Genomic DNA, 18584 nt, shown 5'->3' on the forward strand with positions numbered 1-18584 from the left:
TCACCTGTCCTCGGCCGGTATGAAGCGGCCGTTGTCGAGCACCGAGCGGAAGGCGCCCTCCGTGGCGTGGTCGGTCTGCGCGTAGTCGCCGCCCGCCACCTTGAGCTTCGTGGCCAGCGCCGCCAGCAGCGAAATCGTGTCCAGGTACTGGTCGTTGCCGAACCGCGCGAAGGAGTCCAGGGCAGTGGACACCTCCTGGTGCGAACGGGGCACCCGGGCCATCACGGTCAGCTCGCCGTCCGGCCGCCCCGCATACAGCAGGCCCGCCAGTTCCACGAGGAGATGGGAACTGCCGTTGATGGAAGCCGCGTTCGCGGTAAAGCCACCACTACTCGATGTCATGTCCGCCCCTGGATCATTTGTGCTGCGTGAGGCTACGGCAGACCAGGGGGAACATCGGGTAACACAGGGACCCGGGGCCGATCGTGTCGGCCCCGGGTCCCCGCTTCTTCCCGTGATCCCCGTCAGTCACCCGGGAAGTGACACGCCACCTCGCGGGAGGCGGCAGGCCGCAGTGCGGGGCGCTCCGTGCGGCAGATCTCCTGGGCCTTGGGGCAGCGCGGGTGGAAGGTGCAGCCCGGAGGTGGGGCGGCCGGGCTCGGCGGGTCGCCGAGCAGCACGATCCGCTCCCGCCGCCGTTCCGCCGCCGGGTCGGGCAGCGGGACGGCGGACAGCAGCGCCCGGGTGTACGGGTGCTGGGGGTTCTCGTAGAGGGACGCCTTGTCCCCGATCTCGACGATCCGGCCGAGGTACATGACGGCGACCCGGTCGCTGACCCGTTTGACCACCGACAGGTCGTGCGCGATGAACACGTAGGCGAGGCCCAGTTCCGCGCGCAGCCGTTCCATGAGGTTGACGATCTGGGCCTGGACGGAGACGTCCAGCGCGGACACCGGTTCGTCGGCGACGATCAGCCGGGGGCTGGTGGCCAGCGAGCGGGCGATGCCGATGCGCTGGGCCTGTCCGCCGGAGAATTCGTGCGGGTACCGGTCGATGTGTTCGGGGATCAGGCCGACCAGTTCCATCAGCTCGGCGGCGCGGCGCCGGGCGTCGCCCGCGCTGCGGCCCTGCACCAGCAGCGGTTCGGAGATGATCCGGGCCACGGTCTGGCGGGGGTTCAGCGAGGAGTGCGGGTCCTGGAAGACCATCTGGAGGCTCCCCCGCAGCGGGCGCAGGGCCCGTTGGGAGAGCCGGCTGATGTCCTCGCCGTCGAGGACCACCCGGCCCGAGGTGGGCTCCAGCAGCCGTACGAGCATCCGGCCGGTGGTGGACTTGCCGCAGCCCGACTCGCCGACGAGGCCCAGGGTCCCCCCTGCCTCCAGGTCGAAGGAGACCCCGTCGACGGCGCGCACGGGCGCCCCCCGGCGCCCGGTCACGGATCGTCGGCCGGGGAAGGTCATGGTCAGGTCCCGTACGGACAGCAGTGGTGCGGGCGTGCCGGGCGCGGTCCCGGCGGTGGTCGCCACGGTGGTCTCGGTCATCGGGCCGCCTCCGGGGTGGTGCGGGATCCGGCGAAGTGGCAGGCCACCGTGCGGCCGGGGCCGTCCCCGTACGCCGCGAGCCCGGGCCGTACCTCGGCGCAGGGGTCGGCGGCCAGCGGGCAGCGTGGTGCGAAGGCGCAGCCGGCGGCCGGCGCCAGGAGGGACGGCGGGGAGCCGGGGATGAAGGGGAGCGGCGCGTCGTCGGCGGTGTCGAGGCGGGGCAGCGAGTCGAGCAGCCCGCGGGTGTAGGGGTGGGCGGGCTCGGCGAACAGGGCGTCGACCGGGGCCCGTTCGGCGGCGCGGCCGCCGTACATGACGAGGACCTCGTGGGCGACGCGGGCCACGACGCCCAGATCGTGGGTGATCATCACGACACCGAGCCCGCGGTCCTGCTGGAGTCGGGCGATCAGTTCCAGGATCTGCGCCTGCACGGTGACGTCCAGGGCGGTGGTCGGCTCGTCGGCGATGAGCAGGTCGGGCTCGCACGCCAGGGCCATGGCGATCATCGCGCGCTGGCGCATGCCGCCGGAGAACTGGTGCGGGTACTCCCCCGCGCGGCGGGCCGGTTCCGGGATGCCGACCTCGCCGAGCATGTCGACGGCGCGGCGGCGCGCGGCGGCCCGCCCGGCCTTGAAGTGCACCCGGAAGTGCTCGGCGATCTGCTCCCCGACGGTGTAGTAGGGGTGCAGGCTGGAGAGCGGGTCCTGGAAGATCATGGCCATCCGGCGGCCGCGGACCGTGCCCAGTTCACGTTCGCCCAGGCCGGTCAGCTCCCGTCCGGCGAGCCTGACGGACCCGGTGACTTCGACCGCGCCGCGGTGCAGGCCCATGACGGCGAGCGAGGTCACGGACTTGCCGGAGCCGGATTCGCCGACGATGCCGAGGGTGCGCCCGGCTTCGACGGTGAAGCCGACGGAGTCGACGGCCCGGACGGTCCCGCGCGGGGTGGTGAAGGTGACGCGCAGGTCGCGTACCGCGAGGAGCGGGACGGCGGTGGTCGTCATCAGTACCTCACTCTCGGGTCGATGACGGCGTACAGGAGGTCGACGACGAGGTTGGCGACGACGATGAAGAAGGCGGCGAGGAGGGTGACGCCGAGGACGACGGGCTGGTCGGAGCTGACGAGGGCGCCGTAGAAGAGCCGTCCGATACCGGGGAGTCCGAAGATCGACTCGGTGATGACGGCGCCGGCGAGCAGCCCGCCGAGGTCGATGCCGAAGAGGGTCAGGATCGGCGTCATCCCGGAGCGCAGCCCGTGTTTGACGACGACCGTCCGCTCGGGCATGCCCTTGGCGCGGGCGGTGCGGATGTACGGCTCGGCCATCGCCTCGATCATGGAGCCGCGGCTCTGGCGGGCGTACATGGCGGCGTACAGCAGCGCGAGCGCGGTCCACGGCAGGAGCAGGTTGGCGGCCCAGCCGAGCGGGTTGTCGCTGAAGGCCTGGTAGGTGGGATAGGGCAGCAGTCCGGCGATGCGGATGACGCCGTGGATGAGCACGACCGAGGTGAAGTACACCGGCAGTGAGGCGGCGGCGACGGCGCCGACCATCAGGGCCTTGTCGGTGGCGGTGTCCTTGCGCAGGGCGGCGGCGACGCCGGCGCCGAGTCCGAGGAGCAGCCAGAGCGCGGCGGCGCCGAGGGCCAGGGAGGCGGAGACCGGGAGCCGGTCCATGAGCAGGTCCCACACGGGCAGGGAGCTCTCGTACGAGTAGCCCAGGCAGGGGAAGTCGCAGACGACGGCGTACTGGCCGGTGCCGAGGGTGCGGCCGGTGAAGATTCCCGTCAGGAAGTCGGCGAACTGCTTCCACAGCGGCTGGTCGAGGCCGAGGTGGACGCGTACGTCGGCCAGCCGTTCCGCGCTGCACGTCTTGCCGCAGGCGGCCGCGGCGGGGTCGGAGGGCAGCACGTAGAAGATGACGAAGGTGACGGCGGCGATGGCGAGGAGCACGCCGGCGAGGGCGAGGAGTCGGCGGGCGAGGTAGACGATCACGTACGGCCTCCCCTCGGGTCGAGGATGTCGCGCAGCGCGTCGCCGAGCAGGGTGAAGGCGAGCACGGCGAGGAAGAGGAAGACGCTGGGGATGACGAAGTACATGGGGTTCGTCTCGTAGTGGGCGACGGACTCGGCGATCATCTGGCCCCAGGAGGGGGTGGGCGGGCGGACGCCGACGCCGAGGTAGCTGAGCGCGGCCTCGGTGCTGATCATTCCCGGGATGAGCAGGGTGGTGTAGGCGATGACCGGGCCCGCCACACCGGGGAGGATCTCCCGGGTCAGGATCCGCCAGGGTCCGGCGCCGCCCACGCGGGCGGCGTCGACGTACTCGCGGTGTTTGAGGGAGAGGGTCTGGCCGCGGACCACGCGGGCGACGCCGGGCCAGCCGAAGACGCCGATGACTGCGGTCATCAGGACGAGGCGGTTGACGTCCTTGGCCACGGACAGCATCGCGATCATGAAGATGAGGGACGGGAAGGACATCGTCAGGTCCATGAGCCGGGACAGGACCGTGTCCGTGCGGCCGCCGAAGTAGCCGGCGGCGATCCCGGCGGCGGTACCGGCCAGGACCACGATCGCGGTGGCCGCGAACGCGATCAGGAGGGAGACCTGGGCGCCGTGCACGACGCGGGCGAACAGGTCGCGGCCGGTGACCGGTTCCACCCCGAGCCAGTGCTCGGAACTGATCCCGCCGAGCGCGCCGAGGGGTTGGCCGCCGAGGTAGGGGTCGACGGCGGACTTGTCGAACTCGTGCGGGGACCAGCCGCCGAGCGCGCCCAGCCAGGGTGCGAAGGCGGCCATCAGAACGAAGAGGAGGACGATGGCGAGGCTGACCCGGACGGCGGGGCGGCGGCGCATCTCCCGACGGGCGAGCTGCCACGGGCTGCTGCCGGGCGGGGCCGCGCCGGCCCCGGGGAGTGGGGTCGGGGCGGCTGCGCCCAGGGGTGGGTGGTCCTCCGGGACCGGGGTCGTCGTGGTCATGGTGTGAGGGCTCCGGTTCCTCAGCCCTGGCTCTTCGACGGGTCCTTGAGGCCCACCGTCGCGTAGTCGATGGTGCCGGTCCACACCGGGTGGCCGAAGGCGCCGGCGATGTTGGTGCCGACGAGGAGCGGCTTGCGCTCCAGCAGGACGGGGACGTTCGGCGACTTCGCCATCAGCTTCGCGTCGAGGTCGATCCAGGCCTGGTTGGCCTCCTTGGCGTCGGTCATGGCGTTGATCTCGTCGATGCGCTTCATGACCTCCTCGTCGCGGAACTGGCTGTAGTTGCCCTGGTTGCCCTTGGGCTTGATGGTGCGTCCGTCGAAGACGAAGGGGATCCAGGTGGAGCCGGAGGGGTAGTCGGGGCACCAGCCGCTGAGGGTCATGTCGGGCGTGGTCGACAGGTCGCCGATGACGTCGTAGTACGCGCCCGGGTCGACGGTGTCGATGACGACTTCGATGCCGACGCGGGCCAGGCCCTGCTGGATGGCCTCGGCCTTGCCCTTGTCGCCGGTGGAGACGGCGAGGGAGACCTTCAGGGTCTCCTTGCCGGCGGCCTTGAGGAGTTCCTTGGCCTTGGCCGGGTCACCCGCCGGGGGGATCTTCAGGGTGTCGGCCTGCTTGCCGCCGGAGAGGGCGGGGGGCAGGTAGGCGGTGGCGACCTCGTTGAGGGCGGGTCCGCCGCCGGCGGTGACGACGGCCTCCTTGTCCACGGCGTACTGCATGGCCTGGCGGACCTTGGGGTCGTCGAACGGGGCGCGCGAGTTGTTGAGGTGGAGCATTTCCGTGCAGCCCTGGGACTCGGCGAGCAGCCGGGCCTTCACCTCGGGCTTGGGCAGGACCTTCGGGGCGCTCTCGGGGCGCATGTCGGCGTACTGCACGGTGGAGGCGTCGGCGCCCTCGCCGGCGATGATCCGGTCGTCGATCTGGCCGCCCTTGAGGCCCATGACGACCACGAAGCGGTCGGGGTACGCCTTGCGGACGGTGTCGGTCGCCGGGTCCCAGTGCTCGTTGCGGACGAGGACGAGCTTCTTGTCGCGGTCGTACGACTCGATCTTGTACGGGCCGGAGGAGAACGGGCGGGCGTCGTACTGGGTGCCCTTCTCCTGGGACTGCGGGACGGGGGCGAAGGTCGGCAGGGTGGCGGTGGCGGAGAACTCGGCCACGGGGCGCCCCAGTTCGAAGACGATCGTGCGGTCGTCGGGGGTCTTCACCGAGTCGAGGTGCTGCCCCTGGAGGGGGCCCTTGTAGCCCTCGGTGCCGGCGAGGTACTGGGCGGCGTAGTCGGGGCCGCCGGTGAGGTCGGGGGCGAAGGACCGCTCGACGTTGTACTTGATGTCCTGGGCCCTGACCGGGGTGCCGTCCTCGTACTTGACGCCCTCCTTGAGGGTGAAGGTCCAGGTGCGGCCGCCGTTGGAGGGGGTGCCGAGGTCGGTGGCGAGGTCCGGGACCAGTTCGCTGCCGGCCTTGCCGGGCTCCGCCTTGAAGGTGACGAGGGTGCGGTAGAGCAGGCGGGTGCCGAAGTCCATGGTCGGCATGACCCAGTTGCGGGCGGGGTCGAGGTGGGCGAAGTCCTGGTTGGACAGCACGGTGAGGGTGCCGCCCTTGACGGGGGTTCCGCCGAGGATCTTGCCGTCGTTGGCGGCGGCCGGGTTCGCCGCGCCGGCGCCCGTCGAGCCCTTCGTGGTGCCGGAGCAGCCCGAGGCGCCGAGTACGAGGGCGGCCACCAGGGCGGTGGCGAGGGCGAGTTGGGTGCGCTTCTTCATGGTCACTCCAGGGAGGGGCACGCTCTGCGGCTCTACAGCTCTGCGATGTGACCGGTAACATAGTAATGTGAAATTGCACTGCACAAGGGGTTGGACCTCCCGTTATCCAGCCGTGTCCAAATCGCCTGTCAGTAAGGGCACTTGGGGCTGGTCAGGGCGGCCGGCGCATGGCACGGGCGGGCGCCCGCGGCCTGGAAGGAAGGCTCGCGGGCGCCCGCCCGTGCGAAGAAGGTGGGGGGAGCGGCCCCCTCAGCGGACGGCGCCCAGGCCGCCCGGGGCGCGGCCGACCGGTTCGTCGCGGCCCTGGGCCCAGAGGGAGCGGACGTGGCCGAGGTGGCGCTGCATACAGGCCTCGGCCGCCTCGGCGTCCCCGCTGATCATCAGGTCGAGGAGCTCGATGTGCTCCTCGGCGGAGGAGACCAGCTTGCCCGCCTCGTCCAGGCCGGTCAGGCCGTACAGCCGGGACCGCTTGCGCAGGTCGCCGACCGTCTCGACGAGCCGTTCGTTGCCGGCGAGGCCCAGCAGTGTGAGGTGGAAGCGGCGGTCCGCCTCCAGGTAGCCGATGAGGTTGTGCTCGCGGGCGCTGGTGACGATCTCCTCGGCGATGGGGCGCAGCTCCTCCAGCTGTTCGGCCGTGGCCGTCCTCGTGATCCGGCCGATGGTCGGCACCTCGATCATGGTGCGCAGCTCGGTGTACTGGTCGAGGTCGCGCTCGCTGACCTCGGTGATCCGGAAGCCCTTGTTGCGGACCGGCTCGACCAGCCCCTCGCGCGCCAGGTCGAGCATGGCCTCGCGCACGGGGGTGGCCGAGACGCCCAGTTCGGCGGCGAGGCCGGGCGCCGAGTAGACGCTGCCGGGGCGCAGTTCGCCCGCTATCAGCGCCGCCCGCAGGGCGTGGCCGACCTGGTCGCGCAGTCGCTCCTGGGCCTTGATGAGACTGTGCTGCTTCAGGTCACCCATCGCGTTTCCTCCGAGACCGTTCACCTGCCGACGAGCAGAGCAACAGCGTACAATGTCACGTTGCGCCACTACACTTCGGCGGCCTCGTACAGCGCGACCGCCACGGCAAGATCTTCCCAGGCCATGCCCACACTCTTGAAGAGCTGTGGACAACCACGCTCGACACCACCGGGCAGCCGTCCGGCCACCAGGTCGGCGAGCGTGCCCGTGATGTGGCCCGGCCCGATGGCCCCCTCCGCCTCCGGGACGAGCAGGTCACCGGCCTCCCGCAGGGCCGCCGCCCGCGACTCCACGTACACCGCCGCGCGTCGCACGAGGGCGGTGTCCGTCTCCCGGGCGGTCGGCTCGTGCGAACCGACGGCCACCACCACCGCGCCGGGCCGCACCAGCCGCCCGTCGAACAGCGGCTCGCGGGCCGTGGTGCAGCAGACGACCAGATCGGCGCCGGCCACGTCCTGCGGGGTGCCGGTCCGGGCGGCCGACCCCAGGGTGCGGGCGTGCGCGGCGAGGCGTTCGGCCCTCTCCCGGTCGCGGGCGATCACGACGACCTCCGCCACCTCGTGTTCCGCGCACACCGCTTGCACGTGCCCGTACGCCTGCGGTCCGGAGCCGAAGAGCACCAGCCGCAGCGGCCGCCCGGCCGGGGCCAGGTACCGCAGCGCGAGGGCGGAGACCGCCGGGGTGCGCAGGGCGGTCAGGGCCGCCCCGTCGAGCAGGGCCAGCGGGCGCAGGGTCGGACCGTCCAGCAGGAAGTACGAGCCGGTGATGCGGAGCAGCCCCCGGGCCGGGTTCCCCGGGGCCACACCGGCGATCTTCACCCCGGCGTACGCGCCCGACGCGGCCGGCATCAGCAGCAGTTCACCGACGCCGGGCACGGCGATCGCGGAGCGCCGGGGGCAGCTCTCCGGGTCGACGCCGCCGCGCAGCGCGGCGGCCAGGGCGTCGGCGGCCGCGACCGGGCCGAGCGCCGCGGCCATGGCCGCGGCGCCGAGCCTGGGTGTCCCCGTCACAGCAGGAACCCGGCGCCGAGGGCGTCGTAGCGGTCCACGACGAAGACGTGCTCGCCGGTGCGGTAGGCGGCACCCGTGACCTCGGTGACCCCGCCCTCCAGCATCCGGCCGGTGAAGACGGTCCCGGTGACGGACTCGTTCAGCAGGTCCTCGCCCGGCCCGAGCCGACCGTCCTCCGCGAGCAGTGCGAGCCGCGTGGAGGTGCCGGAGCCGCAGGGCGAGCGGTCGACCTGCCCGTCGGCGAAGACGGTGACGTTGCGCTGGTGCGGCCCGAACGGCGTGTCCGGCAGCTCCTCGTACAGGATCACCCCGTAGACCCCGGACAGCAGCGGTCCGCCGGGGTGCCAGGCGGCGGGGTGGGTGGCGAGGGCGGCCCGCACCTCCTGCCCGGCGCGCACCAGTGAGGGCAGTGCGGCGGGCGTGACGTCCAGGCCGAGATCGCGTGCGCGGACGGAGGCGTAGCAGGCGCCCGCGTGCGCGATGTCCGCCTCGGTCAGCCCCAGCGAGGTGGCGACGGGGACCTTGCGGGCGCCCACCCGGGCGGGCACGTTGCGGAAGGTGACCCCGGTGGTGCGGCCCCCGCCGCGGTGGACGGTGGCGGTGACCCGGCCCGCCGGCACGTCGATGCGCACCGGGACGTCCCCGTCGTCCGGGGCGGCGACCCGACCGCTGTCCACGGCCCAGGCCCCGAGGGCCATGGTGCCGTGGCCGCAGGCCGTGGACCAGCCGTCCTTGTGCCAGAACAGCACGCCGAAGTGGGCGCCGTCGTCGTCGGGCGGCACCACGAACCCGCCGTACATGCCGGCGTGCCCGCGGGGCTCCTGCACGAGGAGGCGGCGTACGTCGTCCAGGGCGCCCCGGCGGGGAGCGGTCCCCGATCCGCCCGGGCCGATGGCCGTGGCGCAGCGCTCGGCGACGGTGTCGCCGGGCACGGGCGGCATGCCCGGGGCAGCGGTGTCGACGATCCGGAAGGGCTCACCGGCGGTGTGGTAGTCCACCGTGCGGACGGTCGTCACAGGAGGAAGCCTCCGGGGAAGGGGTCGGACGGGTCGAGGAAGTACTGGGCGGTGCCGGTGATCCAGGCCCGCCCGGTCACGGTGGGCACCACGGCGGGCAGGCCGGCGACGGTCGTCCGCCCGACCAGCCGGCCGGTGAACCCGGTCCCGATGAACGACTCGTTGACGAAGTCGGCGCCGAGGTCCAGGAGGCCGCGGGCGTGCAGCTGGGCCATCCGCGCGCTGGTGCCCGTACCGCAGGGCGAGCGGTCGAACCAGCCGGGGTGGATGGCCATCGCGTGCCGGGAGCGGCGGGCGTCGGAGCCGGGGGCGGCGAGGTAGACGTGCTTGACGCCGGCGATGGAGGGGTTCTCGGGGTGGACGGGGCGGTCGGGCCCGGCGTTGACGGCGTCCATCACCGCGAGTCCGGCGGCGAGCAGGTCGTCGCCCCGGGCCCGGTCGAAGGGCAGGCCGAGCGCTTCGAGCTCGACGAAGGCGTAGAAGTTGCCGCCGTAGGCGAGGTCGTAGGTGACGGCGCCGTGACCGGGGACGTCGGCCTTGAGGTCGAGGCCGACGCTGAAGGAGGGGACGTTGGTGAGGGTGACGGCGGTCGCCGCACCGTCGTCGACCCGCACGTCGACGCTCACCAGCCCCGCCGGGGTGTCGAGGCGTACGGTGGTGACCGGCTCGACCACGGGCACCATGCCGGTCTCGACCAGGACGGTGGCCACCCCGATGGTGCCGTGCCCGCACATGGGCAGCAGCCCCGACACCTCGATGTAGAGGACGCCGTAGTCCGCGTCGGGTCGGGTCGGAGGCTGCAGGATCGCGCCGCTCATCGCGGAGTGCCCGCGCGGCTCGTACATGAGCAGGGTCCGTACGTGGTCCATGTGCTCGATGAAGTGGAGCCGTTTCTCGGCCATGGTGGCGCCGGGGATCACCCCGACTCCCCCGGTGATGACCCGGGTCGGCATGCCCTCGGTGTGCGAGTCCACCGCGTGGTAGACGTGGCGCGTGCGCATCGGGCGTCCCCTCCAGCTGGTTAGTTGAGGCCCTCGGCGAGGGCCTTCTCGGTGGCGGCGCGGACGGCGGCCTCGGTGTCGCCGGTCAGCGGGGAGCGCGGCGGGCGCGTGGTCCCGCCGGGACGGCCCGCGAGGTCCATCGACAGCTTGATGGCCTGGACGAACTCGGTCTTGGAGTCCCAGCGCAGCAGGGAGTGCAGGGACTTGTAGAGCGGCAGGGCGGTGTCGAGGTCGCCGGCGACGGCGGCCCGGTAGAGGGTGGCGCAGGAGCGCGGCAGGGCGTTGGGGTAGCCGGCGATCCAGCCGACGGCGCCGGCCAGGGCGAGTTCGAGGAGGACGTCGTCGGCGCCGATGAGGAGGTCGAGGCCGGGGGCGAGCTCGGCGATCTCGTAAGCGCGGCGGACGTCGCCGCTGAACTCCTTGACGGCGACGATGGAACCGTCTGCGTGCAGCCGGGCGAGCAGGGCGGGGACCAGGTCCACCTTGGTGTCGATGGGGTTGTTGTACGCGACCACGGGCAGGCCGGCGCAGGCGACCTCGGCGTAGTGGGCGCGTACGGTCTCCTCGTCCGCGCGGAAGGCGTTGGGCGGCAGCAGGAGGACGGAGCCGGCGCCGGCCTCGGCGGCCTGGTCGGCCCAGCGGCGGGCCTCGGCGCTGCCGTAGGCCGCGACGCCGGGCATCACGCGGGCGCCGTCGCCGGCGGCCTCGACGGCGGTACGGACGACGCGCGCCCGCTCCTCGTCGGTGAGCGTCTGGTACTCCCCGAGGGAGCCGTTGGGGACCACGCCGTCGCAGCCGTTGGCGATGAGCCAGGCCACGTGGTCGGCGTAGGCGTCGTAGTCGACGGTGAGGTCCTCGCGCAGGGGGAGCGCGGTGGCGACCATGATGCCGTGCCAGGGACGGGTGCGGGGCGCGGGGGCGTGCGCTTCGGTCATGAGGGGCTCCCTAGTGTGGTGTGTGACATTTTACTAGCGGGTGCGGTGCGGCCACAAGGACCGGGCACCTCTGATCAGCGGTCGGTGGCGGGCAGTTCGGCGAGGTGGCGCAGCGGGACGGGGCAGGAGAAGGGCCGCCGGTCACCCCCGGGTTCCTGTCCGGCGAGGGCGGAGACGGCCGGTCCGCACATGCGGCCCTGGCACCAGCCCATGCCGGCCCGGGTGAGCAGCTTGACCGTCCGGGCGTCCCGGGCCCCGAGGTCGGCCGCCGCCTCCCGGATCCGGCCGGCCGGAACCTCCTCGCAGCGGCAGACCACGTCCCCGTCCCCGAGCCAGCCGGTCCAGCCGTCGCCGGGCCGGTGCGCGGCGGCCATCGCGTCGGCGAAGGCACGCAGCCGGGCACGGCGGCGGACGAGCCGGTCGACGCGTCCGGCGTGCGGGGCGCCGGGACCGGGCCGCAGCGTCCGCGCCACGCTGTGCGCGGCCAGCTCACCCTCGGTCAGGGCCAGTTGGGCGCCTCCGATGCCGCCGGTCTCCCCGGCGCACCAGATCCCGGGGACGGAGGTGCGCTGCAGCGCGTCCACCTCCAGGGCGGCGGCGCCGTCGGGGCCGGGCCGGGTGGCGCAGCCGAGCCCGGTGGCGAGTTCGAGCTGGGGCACGAGCCCGTGGCCGACGGCGAGCGCGTCGCACGGGATCCGGCGGGCCGTGCCGGGCAGGGGGCGCCAGCCGCGGTCGAGCCGGGCCACCGTGACGGCCTCGACCCGGTCCGTGCCGTGGGCCTCGGTGACCGCGTGCCGGGTCAGCAGCCGGACGTGGTGCCGGGCCAGCGCCCCGCCGTGGACGGCGGCCTCGACGAGCTTGCCGGGGTTGCGCAGCAGGGTCGGCACCCGGTCGGCGTACGCCGTGTAGGCGGCGGCCTCCACGACGGCGGGCACGGCGGCCCCGGCGGCGGCGAGGGAACCGGCCACCGCGAGCAGCAGCGGGCCGCTGCCGGCGACCACCACGCGGCGGCCCGGCAGCACCAGGCCGCCCTTGAGCATGGCCTGCGCGCCGCCGGCCCCCACGACCCCGGGCAGCGTCCAGCCGGGGAAGGGCAGTTGGCGCTCGTAGGCACCGGTGGCGACGAGCACGGCGCGGGCCGTGACGGTCACGGCGCGCTCGGCGGGGGCATGGCCGGCGACGGCGTGCAGGGTCCACTGCGCGGCGGGCCCGCCGGCACCCGCCCGGCCGGACGCGGGACGCCCGGGGCGGGCTTCGGCCGCCCCGCCCGGGACGACCGTCCACACGTGGTGGAGCGGCAGGTAGGCGATCCGGCCCGCCGCCGCGTGGGCGCGCAGCGCGGCTTCGCGGCGGGCGAAGTCGCCCCAGCCGTGGTGCAGGGCCTCCGGGCGGGCGGCGCCCAGGCCCGGCGCGGGGTGGCGGTAGTACTGTCCGCCCGGGCGGTCGCCCGCGTCGAGGAGCGCCACCCGCAACCCGAGTCCCGCGGCCGTGACGGCGGCGGCCAGGCCGGCGGGCCCGGCTCCGACGACGGCCAGGTCGACCGGTTCGCCCGGCTCGACCGGCTCGACCGGCTCGACCGGCTCGACCGGCTGGGCGGACGGTCCACCGGGCCGGCACGGCTGGGCGGAACCGGACGCCGCGGGCGGCACCGGCGGCCGGGCGGACGCGGCCGGTACGGGCGGCTGCGCGGGGTGGGAGGGCCCGGTGGGGTCAGACGGCGAGGTCGGCACGGCCGGTTCCCTCCTGGGTGGTCACGGCGTCCCCCGGGCGGGCGGGGACCAGGCAGGCGCGCTGGTTCGGCAGGCCGTTGACGGTGACGAGGCAGTCGTAGCAGGTGCCGATGCCGCAGAAGGCCCCGCGCGGGGCGCCGCCCCCGCGGGTGGTGCGCCAGGCCAGGATCCCGGCGCCCCACAGCACGGCGGCGACGCTCTGGCCCTCGTGGGCGGGCAGTTCCCGGCCGTCGAAGGTGATCGCGTACGCGGCCGACGGGCTGCCGCCGACCAGCGAGCGGGGGCTGCGCATCAGGGGTGCTCCTCGGAGGTGTCGGCACCGGCCGGGCCGGCGGTGAAGCGGTCGGGGCGGAAGGGGTGGGCGGGCAGCGGGGGTTCGGCTCCGGTCAGGGCGGCGGCGATCAGCACGCCGGTAGCGGGGGCCAGGCCGATGCCCGCGCCCTCGTGGCCGCAGGCGTGCAGCAGCCCGGGGCGCCGCGGGTCCGCTCCGATCGCCGGGAGGTGGTCGGGCAGGTAGGGGCGGAAACCGTGGTAGGTGCGCAGCACCCGCACGTCGGCCAGGACGGGGAAGAGGGCCGCGGCCTGGGAGGCCAGCCGGCGCAGCGCCTGCGTCGACAGGCTCCGGTCGAAGCCGACCCGTTCGCGGGTGGCGCCGATCAGGACCGGTCCGGCGGGGGTGCCCTCGACCACGGCCGAGGACTGCAGGGCGGCGGAGCCGCTGGCGACGTCCGCGATGTAGTCGGCGGCGTAGACCTTGTGCCGGACGACCCGCGGCAGCGGCTCCGTCACCAGGACGAAGCCCCGGCGCGGCAGCACGGGCAGCGAGGTCCCGGCCAGGCCGGCGACGTGACCGCCCCAGGTTCCGGCCGCGTTCACCACGGCGGGGGCGGCGAGGTCGCGGCGCGGGGTGCGGACCCCGCGTACGGCGCCGCGGTCCAGCAGCACCTCGGTCACCTCCTCGCCGAGGTACGTCTCGGCGCCCGAGGCGGCCAGCAGCCGGGCGGCCGCCTGCGCCGGCTGGACCTGGGCGTCCTGCGGGTAGTGGAAGCCGCCCGCGAGGCCGGGGGCCAGGTGCGGTTCCAGGTCGTGCAGGGCGTGCGCCGGGACCTCGACCGCGTCGACACCGGCCGCGCGCTGCCGCTCGGCGAAGCCGCGCAGGGCCTTCACGGTGGCCTCGTCCGGGGCGACGACGAGTCCGCCCTTCGGCTCGTACTCGACGTCGCGCGGCAGGACGGCGGCGAGTTCGGTCCAGAGCCGGGTGGAGAGCAGGGCCAGGTCGAGTTCCGGCCCAGCCTCCTTGTCGGAGACGAGCAGATTGCCTTCGCCTGCGCCGGTGGTGCCGCCCGCGACCGGTCCGCGGTCGACCACGGCCACGGAGAGGCCGGCGCGGGCCGCGTAGTAGGCGCAGGCCGCTCCGACGACGCCGGCGCCGATGATCACGGCGTCCAGGGAGTGTCTCTTGAGCACGACAGTAATATGTCACATTCTTCAGTGCCTGCCCAGACCGGCCCCGCGCGCCTCCTCACGCACGGGGCCGATCCGGAGCCCGTCAGCTGCGCAGCGGTCCCTCACAGCTGTAACTGGAGGTCGCGGCGACCTTGTTGCTCCAGATCTCCGGCGGGCCGAAGGAGCAGTTCATGTCGGCGAGGTTGTTGGAGGCGGCGCCCGCCCGGTCGAGGATGAAGTAGTCGACCGTCTCCGACATGTCCTTGAAGTTCTGGTCGTCGCTGCGCCAGTTCTTCAGGTTCGCGGTGATCCGGCCCGTACAGGTGAAGCGGCGCTTGCCGGGGTCGCCGTTCTCCACGCAGTCGGGGGTGTTGTAGGTGGCGGTGGCGAAGGCCGACTTCACGGAGGCGAGCGCGGAATCGCGCAGCTGGTCGTTGGGGGTGAAGGTGGTGTTCGGCACGAAGAGCTGGTCGACCTTGGCGATCTGCGCGTCCAGGAAGCGGTCGTAGTCGCGCTGGAGGTAGGTGTCCGCGCCCAGCCGGTGGCGCCAGGCGTCGTACGCCGCGACGTCGTTGGCACGCAGGTGGGTGTACATCTCGCGCAGCAGGGAGGGCTTCTCGGTCCACAGGAACTCGAAGAAGGTGCCGGTGTAGCTGTAGAAGCGGAAGCCGTCGCCGTCGTAGGTGGCGTTCAGCAGCTGCTCGACGGTCATGCGCGGGCCGCCGCCCGCGGTGTCGTTGATGATGCTCTTCACCAGGGACTTGCGCACGGCGATGCCGTTGTCGCGGGTCGCGCCGTCGAAGAACTCGGCCGTGCCCTCGTCCATGGCGGTCGTGCGGTCGCCCTCGTACCAGGGGCCCTGGCCGAAGAAGCCGTGCACGGCGAAGCGGCCGTTGAGGTAGTGCGTGTACTCGTGGCGGAACAGCTCCTCCAGCGTGAGGGAGGAGTCCTGCGGGACGCGGCGCTGGTAGGTGTAGAAGGTGGCGCCGTTCTCGATGTAGATGCCGCCGTTGTTGGTGTCGTAACCGGTCAGGATGGGGTGGTAGTTGACGTAGTCCGCGCGGGAGCCGTAGAGCACGATGTTCAGCGTGGCATTGGGGTCGCCCGCGAGCGGCTGGTCGGTCCCGAGGACGCGGTGGTACTGGGCCTTGACCTGCTTGCTCGCGTAGTAGAGCTGGTCGACGGTGGCCCGGTCCAGGCCGGTGCGGACCTTTATGGTGCCGTTGTCGTAGGTGTAGGTGTGCGGGAACAGCTGCTTCTCGATGTCCTCCTTGCACACTCCGTACGGCTTGCACGCCTCGTAGAAGTTGAGCCAGGAGACGACCTTGGCCCATTGCTCGCTGCCGTCGCCGAAGCCCGCCTTCACCGGGCCGAGCATCGCGCCGAGGTCGGCGACGACCTGGTCGCGCAGGCCCTGAACCTGGCCGAAGCGGGCGTACTCGCTGAGCGCGTCACGCACCACCCAGGCGTTGGCCGTGCCCTTGAGGTGCGTGTAGCCGGCGAAGGCCTTGAAAGCGGCGCGGTAGGCGGGGTCGGCGGCCACGGCGCTGTGGAAGGCGCTGTCCTGGTTGCCCGGGTAGACACCGAGGTAGTTGGTGGAGAGCGCGGCGAGCACCGCGCCCGCCCAGGCGGGGTCGAGGTGGGTGGCCGGGTGGGCCGGGTCCATCGTGGCAAGGACCTTCTTCACCAGGCCCAGCTGGTGCTGGCGCAGGCCGGGGCCGGCGGCGTAGAGCGCCTCGCGCAGGGTGCGGGCGTTGGTGGGGGTGACGTCGAAGGAACGCGCGGCGCCGGCGAAGTCGTCGATGGCCCGGCGTATCGCGGCGGTGGTGGGGGCGTCGGTGACGTCGATCTCGTCGCGCGAGAAGTCGTGGTAGGCGACGGCGTGCAGGTAGGTGAACATCTCCTCCAGGTGGGAGGAGTTGCGCCCGTCGTGGGCGGCGGCCAGGGCGGATATCCGGCGGGAGACGGCCTGGACGTGCGCGTCCGACATCACCGGCGCCAGGCGGGCGTCCCACGTCCAGACGAGGCCGCGCAGGCAGCCGTCGGCCAGGACGGCCGGGTCGGCGAGGAAGTCCGCGAACTGCTCGGGCGTGAGGTTCGTGATCCCGTCGAGGGTGCAGGGGACGCCCGCGGCGACGCTCTTCGCGGTGGGGGCGGACTTGGCCGCCGCGCCGCGCTTCTCCAGTTCTTGGGCGGGCGCGTCGGCGGGCGCCGCGCCGGGGACCTTTCCGGAGAGGTTCAGCCCGCCCGGGGCCGGCGCGGGGGCCGGAGCGTTGTCCTTCGCCTCGGCGTAGCGGTCGACCTCGTCGAACGGGTTCCCCGTGGGGCCGTGGGCCGCTTCGGCGGGAGCGGCGGCCCGTGCGCCGGCGAAGGCGGCCGGGGCTGCGGACTCGGCGGCCTGCGTGGCGCCCTGTCCGGCGGTGGCGACCAGGGTCACGGCGACGGCGGAGGCGAGAAGGGAAGAGCGCACAACTCTGTGCTTGAGCACCGGTAACTCCTGTTGGGAGAGGTGAGGTGGTGGGGGGTGGTGCGTGAACTGCCCTGCGTCACACGGCGTTTGACGGGGATTAACGTGCCGCGGTGTGAGCTGTAACATAGTAATGTGAAATTGCACTGACAAGACCTGTGCGCCCACCAGTTCATGTCTTTCGTGAAGGAGCCTCCGTGACCGACTCCCCCACCCGCCTCAACACGGGCAGTCACGACCGCCCGGTGTCACCGGAGCTGTCCCGGTTCATGGCCGGCGACTGGGCCGCCTCTCCGCTCCCGGACTCCGCGCGGGTCGCGGCGTACGACGTCACCCCCGCCCGCCGGGCCCGGCTCTCGGCCCGCTTCCCCGGCCAGCGGCTGATCGTCCCGGCCGGCGAGCTGAAGGTCCGCTCCAACGACTGCGACCACCGCTTCCGCCCGCACAGCGCCTACGCCTGGCTGACCGGTCTCACCGGCGAGGACCAGGCCGGCCACGTCCTGGTCATGGAGCCGTCGGGCCCGCACGCGCACGAGGCCGTGCTCCACCTGCGGCCCCGCTCGCCGCGCGCGCACGGGGACGGGGAGTTCTACCGGGACCGCCGGTACGGGGAGTTCTGGGTGGGCCGCCGCCCGGACCTGGCGGAGGCCGAACGCCTCACCGGCATCCGCTGCGCCCACCTGGACGACCTCGGCTCGCCCCGGGGCCGCCGGGCGGGCTGCGACGCCGAACTCGACGCCGCCCTGTCGGAGCTGCGCCTGGTCAAGGACGCCTGGGAGGTCGAGCAGCTCCAACTGGCCGTCGACCACACGACGGCGGGCTTCCAGGACGTCGTACGGGCCCTGCCGCGCGCACTGGCCCACCCGCGGGGGGAGCGCTGGATCGAGGGGGTCTTCGGCCTGCGCGCCCGGGTGGAGGGCAACGGCACCGGCTACGAGACGATCGCCGCGTCGGGCGCCCACGCCTGCACCCTGCACTGGATCCGCAACGACGGCCGGCTGAACGGCGCGGAGCTGCTCCTGCTGGACGCGGGCGTGGAGACCGACACCCTTTACACCGCGGACATCACCCGCACCCTGCCGCTGTCCGGACGCTTCTCGCCCGTCCAGCGGCAGGTGTACGAACTGGTCCTCGCCGCACAGGAGGCCGGCATCGCGGCCCTGCGGCCGGGCGCGAGCTTCGGTGACTTCCACCGGGCCGGGATGCGGGTGATCGCGGAGGGGCTGGCCGACTGGGGCGTGCTCAAGGATGCCGAGGGCGACCTGCACCGGCGGTACACGCTGTGCAGCAGCGGCCACATGCTGGGGCTCGACGTGCACGACTGCGCGAAGGCGCGGGCGGAGACGTACCTGGACGGGGTCCTGGAGGAGGGGCAGGTGCTGACGGTGGAACCGGGCCTGTACCTCCAGCCCGACGACGAGACCCTCCCGGCCGAGCTGCGCGGCATCGGCGTCCGCATCGAGGACGACCTCGTGATCACGGCGGAGGGCGCCCGCCTGATGTCGGGCGCCCTGCCGCGCACGGTCGCCGGCATCGAGGAGTGGATGGGCCTCCTCCTGGAGGGCGCGTAGACGCCCCGCCGGGGGGCGGTGCGGGTCGGTGGTGCCGGGGCGCTGCCCCGGACCCCGCGCCTCAAGCGCCGGCGGGGCTGGGGTGTGCCTGGTCGGGGGTGTGGCTGTTGGGGCCAAACACGGTCGCGGCGACGGCGGAGTCGCGGTGCCGGGCAGGGGTGTCTCCTCGGCTCGGCGGGTGCCGTACTTCGCGGTGGTGCTCGGGGGTGACGCCTCGTCCTGCGGGGACAC

Annotated in this window: 16 protein-coding genes; 1 reads left to right on the top strand and 15 read right to left on the bottom strand. The window is 73.4% G+C overall.

Annotated features, from left to right (window positions below; translation table 11 throughout):
• The 15 genes from IF89_RS0117085 to IF89_RS0117155 form a co-directional block, all read right to left on the bottom strand.
• Window positions 1-342: a hypothetical protein gene (locus IF89_RS0117085; RefSeq protein ID WP_030768055.1), complete on the bottom strand. Its 342-nt coding sequence runs from the start codon at window positions 340-342 to the stop codon at window positions 1-3.
• A gap of 122 nt (window positions 343-464) precedes the next feature.
• Window positions 465-1481 carry an ABC transporter ATP-binding protein gene (locus tag IF89_RS0117090; protein WP_030768058.1) on the bottom strand — a complete coding sequence of 339 codons (1017 nt, stop codon included), beginning with the start codon at window positions 1479-1481 and terminating at the stop codon, window positions 465-467.
• Entirely contained in the window at window positions 1478-2485 is a 1008-nt protein-coding gene (locus IF89_RS0117095; protein WP_030768060.1) for an ABC transporter ATP-binding protein, read from the bottom strand. The genes IF89_RS0117090 and IF89_RS0117095 overlap by 4 nt, the downstream gene beginning before the upstream one ends.
• Window positions 2485-3471 (bottom strand): ABC transporter permease, encoded by a 987-nt coding sequence (locus IF89_RS0117100; RefSeq protein WP_030768062.1) that lies wholly within the window; start codon window positions 3469-3471, stop codon window positions 2485-2487. The genes IF89_RS0117095 and IF89_RS0117100 overlap by 1 nt, the downstream gene beginning before the upstream one ends.
• Window positions 3468-4454: an ABC transporter permease gene (locus tag IF89_RS0117105; RefSeq protein WP_030768065.1), complete on the bottom strand. Its 987-nt coding sequence runs from the start codon at window positions 4452-4454 to the stop codon at window positions 3468-3470. Before IF89_RS0117105 ends, IF89_RS0117100 begins: the two co-directional genes overlap by 4 nt.
• A gap of 20 nt (window positions 4455-4474) precedes the next feature.
• On the bottom strand, window positions 4475-6217 hold the full coding sequence (locus IF89_RS0117110; protein WP_030768068.1) for an ABC transporter substrate-binding protein: 1743 nt from the start codon (window positions 6215-6217) through the stop codon (window positions 4475-4477).
• Between the two features lie 249 nt (window positions 6218-6466).
• Entirely contained in the window at window positions 6467-7177 is a 711-nt protein-coding gene (locus IF89_RS0117115) for a GntR family transcriptional regulator (RefSeq protein WP_030768071.1), read from the bottom strand.
• Between the two features lie 68 nt (window positions 7178-7245).
• Complete coding sequence (locus IF89_RS0117120) at window positions 7246-8154, bottom strand: NAD(P)-dependent oxidoreductase (RefSeq protein ID WP_030768073.1); 909 nt, start codon at window positions 8152-8154, stop codon at window positions 7246-7248.
• A 29-nt stretch (window positions 8155-8183) separates the two neighbouring features.
• Window positions 8184-9203: a proline racemase family protein gene (locus IF89_RS0117125; RefSeq protein WP_030768075.1), complete on the bottom strand. Its 1020-nt coding sequence runs from the start codon at window positions 9201-9203 to the stop codon at window positions 8184-8186.
• The gene (locus IF89_RS0117130) at window positions 9200-10204 is read right to left on the bottom strand and encodes a proline racemase family protein (RefSeq protein WP_030768077.1); all 1005 of its coding nucleotides are present in this window, start codon (window positions 10202-10204) and stop codon (window positions 9200-9202) included. Before IF89_RS0117130 ends, IF89_RS0117125 begins: the two co-directional genes overlap by 4 nt.
• A 20-nt stretch (window positions 10205-10224) precedes the next feature.
• A complete protein-coding gene (locus IF89_RS0117135; protein WP_030768079.1) occupies window positions 10225-11139 on the bottom strand; it encodes a dihydrodipicolinate synthase family protein in 915 nt (304 codons plus the stop codon).
• Between the two features lie 74 nt (window positions 11140-11213).
• On the bottom strand, window positions 11214-12674 hold the full coding sequence (locus IF89_RS0117140; RefSeq protein ID WP_030768082.1) for an FAD-dependent oxidoreductase: 1461 nt from the start codon (window positions 12672-12674) through the stop codon (window positions 11214-11216).
• Window positions 12675-12849: 175 nt separating this feature from the next.
• Window positions 12850-13161 carry a (2Fe-2S)-binding protein gene (locus IF89_RS0117145; RefSeq protein ID WP_078628350.1) on the bottom strand — a complete coding sequence of 104 codons (312 nt, stop codon included), beginning with the start codon at window positions 13159-13161 and terminating at the stop codon, window positions 12850-12852.
• Window positions 13161-14336: an NAD(P)/FAD-dependent oxidoreductase gene (locus tag IF89_RS0117150; protein WP_030768086.1), complete on the bottom strand. Its 1176-nt coding sequence runs from the start codon at window positions 14334-14336 to the stop codon at window positions 13161-13163. Before IF89_RS0117150 ends, IF89_RS0117145 begins: the two co-directional genes overlap by 1 nt.
• An 82-nt stretch (window positions 14337-14418) precedes the next feature.
• Entirely contained in the window at window positions 14419-16803 is a 2385-nt protein-coding gene (locus IF89_RS0117155) for a collagenase (RefSeq protein WP_030768090.1), read from the bottom strand.
• Window positions 16804-16979: 176 nt separating this feature from the next.
• On the opposite strand from IF89_RS0117155, the gene IF89_RS0117160 reads away from it, so the two are divergent.
• Window positions 16980-18353 (top strand): aminopeptidase P family protein, encoded by a 1374-nt coding sequence (locus IF89_RS0117160; protein WP_030768093.1) that lies wholly within the window; start codon window positions 16980-16982, stop codon window positions 18351-18353.
• The last annotated feature ends 231 nt before the right edge of the window (window positions 18354-18584 follow it).

The sequence above is a fragment of the Streptomyces sp. NRRL F-2664 genome (genome assembly GCF_000719345.1).
Lineage (GTDB): Bacteria > Actinomycetota > Actinomycetes > Streptomycetales > Streptomycetaceae > Streptomyces.